Origin of the sequence: Neobacillus sp. C211, from assembly GCF_051842875.1 — a bacterium.
In the GTDB taxonomy this organism is placed as follows: domain Bacteria; phylum Bacillota; class Bacilli; order Bacillales; family Cytobacillaceae; genus Neobacillus.
In genome coordinates, this window is the sequence record NZ_JBPXRO010000065.1 from 1 (window position 1) to 7,537 (window position 7,537).

The 7,537-nt window shown below is 36.8% G+C and carries 7 protein-coding genes; 1 reads left to right on the forward strand and 6 read right to left on the reverse strand.

Features of this window, described 5'->3' with window-relative positions:
- Positions 1-283: 283 nt before the first annotated feature.
- The 3 genes from ACSU6B_RS28605 to ACSU6B_RS28615 all read right to left on the reverse strand — a co-directional run bounded on the left by ACSU6B_RS28605 (position 284) and on the right by ACSU6B_RS28615 (position 3,028).
- Positions 284-745, reverse strand: a complete 462-nt coding sequence (locus tag ACSU6B_RS28605; protein ID WP_168243856.1) for a hypothetical protein — start codon at positions 743-745, stop codon at positions 284-286.
- A gap of 637 nt (positions 746-1,382) precedes the next feature.
- Positions 1,383-1,688: an NIPSNAP family protein gene (locus ACSU6B_RS28610; protein ID WP_141993620.1), complete on the reverse strand. Its 306-nt coding sequence runs from the start codon at positions 1,686-1,688 to the stop codon at positions 1,383-1,385.
- Positions 1,689-2,176: 488 nt separating this feature from the next.
- Complete coding sequence (locus ACSU6B_RS28615; RefSeq protein WP_410889830.1) at positions 2,177-3,028, reverse strand: SDR family NAD(P)-dependent oxidoreductase; 852 nt, start codon at positions 3,026-3,028, stop codon at positions 2,177-2,179.
- A gap of 291 nt (positions 3,029-3,319) precedes the next feature.
- Here ACSU6B_RS28615 and ACSU6B_RS28620 point away from each other — a divergent pair, with 291 nt between their 5' ends.
- On the forward strand, positions 3,320-3,970 hold the full coding sequence (locus ACSU6B_RS28620; protein WP_410889832.1) for a TetR/AcrR family transcriptional regulator: 651 nt from the start codon (positions 3,320-3,322) through the stop codon (positions 3,968-3,970).
- A 681-nt stretch (positions 3,971-4,651) separates the two neighbouring features.
- On the opposite strand, the gene yhfH is transcribed toward ACSU6B_RS28620, so the two are convergent.
- The 3 genes from yhfH to ACSU6B_RS28635 form a co-directional block, all read right to left on the reverse strand.
- Positions 4,652-4,786: a protein YhfH gene (gene yhfH / locus ACSU6B_RS28625; RefSeq protein ID WP_214718010.1), complete on the reverse strand. Its 135-nt coding sequence runs from the start codon at positions 4,784-4,786 to the stop codon at positions 4,652-4,654.
- Between the two features lie 534 nt (positions 4,787-5,320).
- Positions 5,321-6,412, reverse strand: coding sequence for a GerAB/ArcD/ProY family transporter (locus ACSU6B_RS28630; protein WP_410889833.1), 1,092 nt, complete (start codon positions 6,410-6,412; stop codon positions 5,321-5,323).
- A 443-nt stretch (positions 6,413-6,855) separates the two neighbouring features.
- Positions 6,856-7,329, reverse strand: a complete 474-nt coding sequence (locus ACSU6B_RS28635) for a hypothetical protein (protein WP_410889835.1) — start codon at positions 7,327-7,329, stop codon at positions 6,856-6,858.
- Positions 7,330-7,537: the final 208 nt, after the last annotated feature.

Here is a 7,537-nt window from a genome sequence, read left to right on the forward strand (position 1 = left end):
ATCGTTATTGAAACAAGAAAAAGGAGCTGCCGATTACAGCTCCATCTTAAACTCAAGCACCCGTTAGTTTAAGTGAAACAATTCACAATTTTATTTTCAAATTAGGTACAATATATTTACTGTCCTTTGCAGATTTATAAAAACATACAGCAGATGATATGCCCCAATTAGGTAGACATATAAAAAAACAAAATGCTAGCTACTAAAGGGGAGTAATTTTTATGTTATTTGTATGATAAACATAAAGAACGCATCTGTAAAAAATGCGTTCTTTCACTATCGTCTATCTTTCGAATGTCTCACTGGCATAATCTACACACGTATACCAAGGTCCAGGGTCAGTGGCTTTGGTTTTTGATCGGCTAAACGAAATTTCTCCCCAATCGAATCTCGCGAATGAGAGATGACAAGCAAATGTGACCTTGACAGATAGTATAAACCTTCCATTTCCAACAACTTTTATTGTGTCGTTACCTCTTTTTTCGCTTGGACCCTCAATTCTGACGTCTCCACTTAAACGATCTAATTTCCATTCGTAGTAAATCCAGATATCACGCCCAAAACAATCCTCAGGATAATCGTCACATATAAGATTCGCATCAGCAAAGAACTCATCGCCTCCTCGACCACCTCGTTGTTTGATTCCTGGACGTCTAAGATGGGACCCACGACAACATCCTCCGTTTGGAGGATCTCCAGGGCGCAAACGCATTCTATAGTTTTTTTTATTACAATTACAACCCATTTTTTCACTCCCTTTCAAAAAAGATATATTCTATTATTTTTTTGTTTATATGCTTGTCCATTAATGCATAAACGTCTAAATAACAGAATTCATATTATATGAAATGTAAAAAGTATTCTCTTGTGTGTACGCTAGTCCACACTGACGCAAATAATTTTAGAATTTTCAAAAATATACACTTATTCCCCTGGCATTACTTGGAAACCCGTTGATATAATTCATTAAATTGGCTGTTATTGAGATCCAACCATTTATGAACTACGCTAAGGTCAAACTGTGCAACTTAGTTTCCGTAGTAGCACCTCTGGTACAATAACAATTTTTCCAGGGGATCAATTTTTGTACTTCGCTACTACGAAATTCCCAATCTAATGATTGCCTCTCATAATACTCCTTTAAAATCTAAAAGTACTAGTTGTTTTTTAATTCAATTGTGATAGCTTTTTTGCTTTACTTCCTTCGCAATATATGTAAAATGCGACATAAAAAACATATCTATTTTCAACCTTGTTCTTCAACTATTCTGCTTCGTTAGCACAATAAGAAAAGCCACCACTATTGGCAGCTTGATCTTCAACTCTTGCACCCGTTAGCTTAACAAGGTATGTATAGATTATTTTTCAACTTTAATGTATGTTCATTCGAATATAGGACGCATAAAGCTTCTCTCATAACTTAAAATACATTTAGTCTCTTCTGCAAATTTATATGCTTCTTGACATTCTGCATCCAATGCCATTTTTACTCGGTACTCTTCATATGCTGCTAAACTTGGGAAAGTGAATAATGCAAAAGCAATATTATTAGCACCCTCATGTGGAAGGAAATAACCCTGATGTGTACCGCCTAATTTATTAACTAATCGAATCCACATCTTACCGTATTCCTCGAACTCATTTAATTTATATGGGTCAATAACATATTTCAAATAGCATGTAACCATTTTAATCCCCCCAAAAAATCTATTTTTCTCCATCATAACATATAATTCGACTAACCTGCCCCGTTAGTCAATTGGTTACTCCATGTACTTCCACCTCTTTATCCTACTAGTAATTCAATCAAACTCCACCCTCTTTCGAGGTGTAGCTTTTAAATAAAGTTTAATCAAAAATATCTCGCAAACCCACATTTTTCGATAAATAAAAAGAATCTATTTTGAAAAAAGATTGATCAAAATAGATTCCTATCCAGAATATTTCAGTTTGATTTTTATAAAAAATTTTAATCAATTTCAGTGTATCTAAAGTTTATTCTGCCTTCTCGAATTGAATGTGCCAGCTTTCCATGACTTTCCCGGCCGGGCTGATCTCTGAAACAAGCCTGTGCTTCACCGGCGTGCTGGCCGTCCATATGATCGGTCAGCACCTGTTCGGTCCCGGATAGGTTGATGGACAGAAGCATTAGCTGAAATATTTGCCGAATTATCCATCAGTGCGCCTCCTGGATCATCCATCCTGCAAGATCGGACGGACCGGACGGCTTCTTATTGTTGGCGGAGCCGTCGCGTGGACGAATCATGCCGCCAACGAGACGAAGTCCCTGTTTCCTCGTCATGAATCGTCCGATCTGCGTACCTATATAATTCTGTGTACCCGGAACGACATACAGCTTCCCGTCCTTCAATGCCCGAAGCGCAACTTCCACGACTCGCTCCGGTGTGTCTTTCTTACCGACGGCGGCTTCTTCCGTGCCTACGACGTTGAAGAAGCCGGTGTCCGTCGCTCCGGGACAAAGCGTGAGAAATTGGACGCCACTGTTGCGGTTTTCCCACCACAAGGCTTGGGTAAACGACAAGACGAAGGCTTTCGTTGCTCCATATACGGCCATATAGGGAAGGGGCTGAAATCCGGCGGTCGATGCGACATTGATAACGGCCCCGGAGTTTCTACACAACATATCCGGCAAGAACAAGTGCGTCATATCCACAACAGCGGCAACATTGAGCATGACTTCCTCATGCTGGCGCACGCCTGACACTTGTTCAAACAAACCGTGCGTGGCAAAGCCTGCGTTGTTGACCAGCAGTTCGATCTCTAAATTCAGAAGTTGACATTGCCGATATAACTCGCCTGGCGCGCCCTCTTTGCCAAGATCGGTAGGAATCACCTCGACCTTGACACCATGCTTCTTTCTAAGCTCCGATGCCAGTTTCTCCAGCTTGTTTTTCGATCGGGCTACGAGTACAAGGTCGCCACCCTCTTTGGCCAATTGTCGGGCGAATTGCTCTCCGATGCCGGATGAAGCTCCCGTGACAAGCGCCCAATTTCCTTTTATGTTCATTGTACAACTCTCCTATCTACTTTTTTTTAATTAGGAAACAGTGTTACTTTGTCCTTAAAAATAATTCCTGACTCTCATAAGAGTCAAGAATTGTGATGTGTACCGGTAACGCTGTTTCTAATTGGAATCATTGTAACTAAGCTTTTTAAGAAAGTCAACATCGTTTTTTGAATCGTTGGTTTTTGGCATCCCTCGCAACATTGACAACGGTCCGACAATTATATTAAAATTCCTGTTAAGAGCTGGAAACGTTGTTTCTTATCAAAAATGTATTAATTGAGGGTGATAGCTATGACAGACCAAAATAATTCCTTCGATGCAAATACGCCAAAGTTGGAAACGTATCAGGAGGCTCGCTTGAAAAATATTGAAAATCTTCGAAAGCTCGTCGTCGATGCTGCGGCAACGATTTTGTACGATGAGGGTCCTGAAGCTGTGACGGTGCGTAAAGTTGCGCAGAAGATGAATTGCTCTACCAAAATCATATACAACCTGTTTGTCAATAAAGATGGACTGGCTCAGCAGCTTTATCTCGACGGCTGCAAGCTTCTCGCCAACGAATTCAAGGGAACGCCGCGCGCTGACGATCCGATGCAGCAGCTGTTTAATTTAGGCGAAACCTTCTGGCAATTCGGACAGCGTTTCTCCGGTTATTACAAACTGATGTTCGGAGGAGCCTTCGCGGATTTCAAACCAGACGAGGAAAGCATACACGGCACCGTAACAGCTATGCGGCAATTGTTGACGGTAATTGGTAATGCGCAAGAGCAGGGACTGATTACCGGTCCGTATGACACGGAAACCGTCGTCCGTATCTTTTGGGCGTCGCTCCACGGTGTTATCCATCTTTACATGTGCGGACATTTTGGTGATGTGCAGTCCGCACATGCCGTTTACAAGCAAACGTTGTCTTTGGTTGTCGGTTCGTTATTTTCGAGTTGAGGCTTCTAGAGAGGAAAAAAAGCACCTTAGGGTGTCTTTTCTTTATTTTTTTAAAACGTCGCAACTTTATTTCAAAACGACACGAGGTATTTTTTTAATACAAGCAACCTTGATAAATGAATAAATAGAAAGGGCATGTTTTGAAAAAGATTAATCAAAACATGCCCTTATACTATTTAATTGGATTATTATTTTATAAAAAAGATTGAACATTTTTATGTTCCTTAATGAACTAACCTGTCCTTTAGTTGAATAACAAAAAAGCCAGCAATATCAGCCAGCTCTTCTTGTGTTACACTCCGCTTGTTGTTGAAAGAAACGCCTATTCTTCCATAAAAATTCGTGCGTAGTATTCCGTTTCTTCATCTAATTTGTTGTCTTTTCTCAATTCCTCAATAGTTCCTTTTCAGTCATCTTCAATCACTTGAAAACTTCCTGATACATTTGGTGTTTTCCCTTTGTTTTTATCCATACCTAAAAAAGATCGAAAAAAATACGATCTTTTAATTAATGCAGTTAATATGGCTCATTTATAAAAATTAACAGATATTTAGACATTCATTTCGATAAATTTAATTACTTTAGTTGCTGTATCAAATGCTTTTCTACTTTCCAAGAATTCTACTAAGTTATTGTTATGAAATTAAAAACTCCCCAGCAATGCTGGAGAGGTAGCAAACTTTACTCTTCTTTTTTGGATAAACAACGGTCACAATCCATCAAATAACTTTCTGCTTGCTCTTGCATATGTTGCCCGCATTCAGGGCATTCCTTTTTTGGCAAATTTCGAAAAAATTCAACCGGACTAATTAACATTTAAATCTCCCCTTTGTTAATACAGTTTGTTGTTTCTCTTCTTGTTATAGTACAGTATAAGCAAAAAAGAGAAAAAAGTATAGACCTTTTTTAAATAAATAATAAAAGTTTTAATATTTTCATCAAATCTATTTTTACCTTGTATATCCCAATCGAAATCCTCAGTATCAGTATCATCATCCCATTCCGAGTGAGGAGATAGAAATCTCGGAAGCTACAACAATTGTGTTATCTAAGGTAATTCTCCACAAACATTGAATATGTAATGCATATTCTGGTGTTTCTTGGGTTCTGCCTGTTTATATTCTTCACGATTAGTTGAAGGGGACTAATTCACATTCGATTTATCAGACTACTCTTAAACAAATCGTAAGAGACTCAGCCTTTTCTTTTTTCAGTTTTTATTTTCATGGGAGTACAATAAAAAAGGGATCGCAGCCGCAAACCCAATCTTCAACTCAAGCACCCTTCACTCTAAGTACATTTCTTCACAAATATCTAAGGCTTTTGTGAATGTACAAATAAATATTACCATCATGCTTTAACTTTTAACTGCTTATTTCTATTTTGAAAATGAGCTATAAGAAACAACAAGGAAGGAATAATAATTTCTACTGGATAATACAAATAGCTAACATTTAGCCCTTCTTTAAAGTGCTCGGCAGAATTTGATGCAATAACTATGGAGGCAAATAAAATAATCAGTCCAATTGGAAAACAAAGTGTACGAGGATTCTTAAATCGAAATAAATCTGCAACTCCATATACGGCAGCATAAAAAAATAGGGTTATTTTGAAAAAACCTCCGACCACAAGATAGAGCATAAAAAGTACATCAAGCCTACCAAAAGGAATACTTCGGATTGTGCTTAACAAAGGGAATGGAGATTGAACGTAAAAATTAACCCCTATAGCAGCAATATTAATGATTGTGGTAATGATTAAATTGATTCCACTCAAAAGTATCGCTGAAAGGCATACTTCTTTTGCCTTTTTGGACTCATTTAACTGCGGGAGTATCATGGAAAATACGATCATTTCACCAAATGGATATAGTATCGATTCACGCATAGATGATTTTACCACCGGAATATAGCCATTTTCCAAAATTGGCTTCAGATTATCTAAATGGATTAATCCAGAAGCTATCACCAATAGAAAGCCGAGAATGGAGATCAAATATACGATTATAAAATAAAGCTCACCCACTCTAGCCACTACTTCCAGACCTTTATGGATTGCATAAATACTGATAAGAATCATCAACGTATTGATGACAAATAGCGGTGTTTCCGTATAAATAGTTGTAGTTAATAATTCGCCGAAATCACGTAATACTCTCGATGCATCATAAATAAAATAAATAATATATATAAAACAAAGGAAACGACCTATAAATTTTCCGGTTATTATTTGGACATAGCTAGTTAGAAGAAGGTCTGGATAATAGAGAAACAAACGATGATAAATAAGAAACATTAATAAGCCATTTATCAATCCGAGAAGTATTACTATCCAAGCATCTTGTTTAGCACTCGATCCGATCCCAACTAGAATAGCACTTCCCACTTCAAATAAATAAATAAGTACAAACAATTGGAAAGACGAGATTTTTATTGTATTCATTACTCCCGTTACCACCCTTTCCATTATTGATTTACAGATATGATCAAAAAGTCTTTTTCAGCTGACTTCCTGGTTTTAACTTTTTCAGTCAATTTTAGAAAAGGCATTGAATTATTTCCAATATAATCATTCTATTATTTTCCGTTTTTTTCCTTTTTATGTACTATTGCAATATAAAAGACCAACTCAAAATGTATCCCTCTATTTTTTAACTGCTTCGTTGGCTCAACATTTGATTGCAATTTACCTTTCCAAAAAGCCACTTCGACCACATACATTTTAACTTATTTTCTAATTAAGCTAACCTGCCAAGTTAGTTAAACAAGAGCAAGCCTTACTCCTTATTGAAGTAAAGCACCCTGCTAATTTAAGTGCAAAATTTCACAATTTTTCTTGTGGAATAAAAAAGGCAACCTTCATCTTGAAGAGTCGCACCCGCTGCTTTAAAAATCATTAGTTTTCTTGTATTTTTCAAAAAGATATTGAAATCCATATAGGAAAAAAACCTTGTAAAAGAAATATAGAAAGAATTGAAATTCGTTAAATTGAACTAATTTATAGAGTTTTAATTTTGTGAATAACCTTGTAAGTGGAGATACAAAAATTGCTTGGCCAATAACATTTAACATAATAAACTTTTTAAAATTTCCGTATCCCCATTTTAAAGTCCATAAAGACATCGCCAACATTGGGCCTATGAGAAAAGGAAATTCATTTTGAATAAAGGACTGTGGTTTATTATAAAAAGACCACCATCTGCGTTTTTTTCCAATTTGAGCATCCAAACTACATAGTAGAACAGCAAGGATTGAGGCTGGTAAAAATCTCTTTATAGTCCGCCATCCTAACAAAGGTATTGTAAGCCACGAGAGTAATATCATTACAATATTAAGTAACCAATGTTTTTTCATTGACATATTAATACCCCCCTTATCCAAAAGGAATTATTTAACTTAGTATATCTCCTTCTTTATTTAGCTATTCTGCCCGTTGCTTGAATAAGAAAAATGCTTTCCCCCTTATCGAGTAAAGCACCCTTTAGTTTAAGTACATTTCTTCACAATAATCTTTTTAAGTATTTGGTTTAATTATTAAAAAACACCATCCAAATTAACTAAAAAAACA

Bases quoted from the DNA above. Each gene is read 5' to 3' on its own strand.
- ACSU6B_RS28605 (WP_168243856.1), bottom strand. From the start codon at position 745: ATGGGTTGTAATTGTAATAAAAAAAACTATAGAATGCGTTTGCGCCCT.
- ACSU6B_RS28610 (WP_141993620.1), bottom strand. From the start codon at position 1,688: ATGGTTACATGCTATTTGAAATATGTTATTGACCCATATAAATTAAAT.
- ACSU6B_RS28615 (WP_410889830.1), bottom strand. From the start codon at position 3,028: ATGAACATAAAAGGAAATTGGGCGCTTGTCACGGGAGCTTCATCCGGC.
- ACSU6B_RS28620 (WP_410889832.1), top strand. From the start codon at position 3,320: ATGACAGACCAAAATAATTCCTTCGATGCAAATACGCCAAAGTTGGAA.
- yhfH (WP_214718010.1), bottom strand. From the start codon at position 4,786: ATGTTAATTAGTCCGGTTGAATTTTTTCGAAATTTGCCAAAAAAGGAA.
- ACSU6B_RS28630 (WP_410889833.1), bottom strand. From the start codon at position 6,412: ATGAATACAATAAAAATCTCGTCTTTCCAATTGTTTGTACTTATTTAT.
- ACSU6B_RS28635 (WP_410889835.1), bottom strand. From the start codon at position 7,329: ATGTCAATGAAAAAACATTGGTTACTTAATATTGTAATGATATTACTC.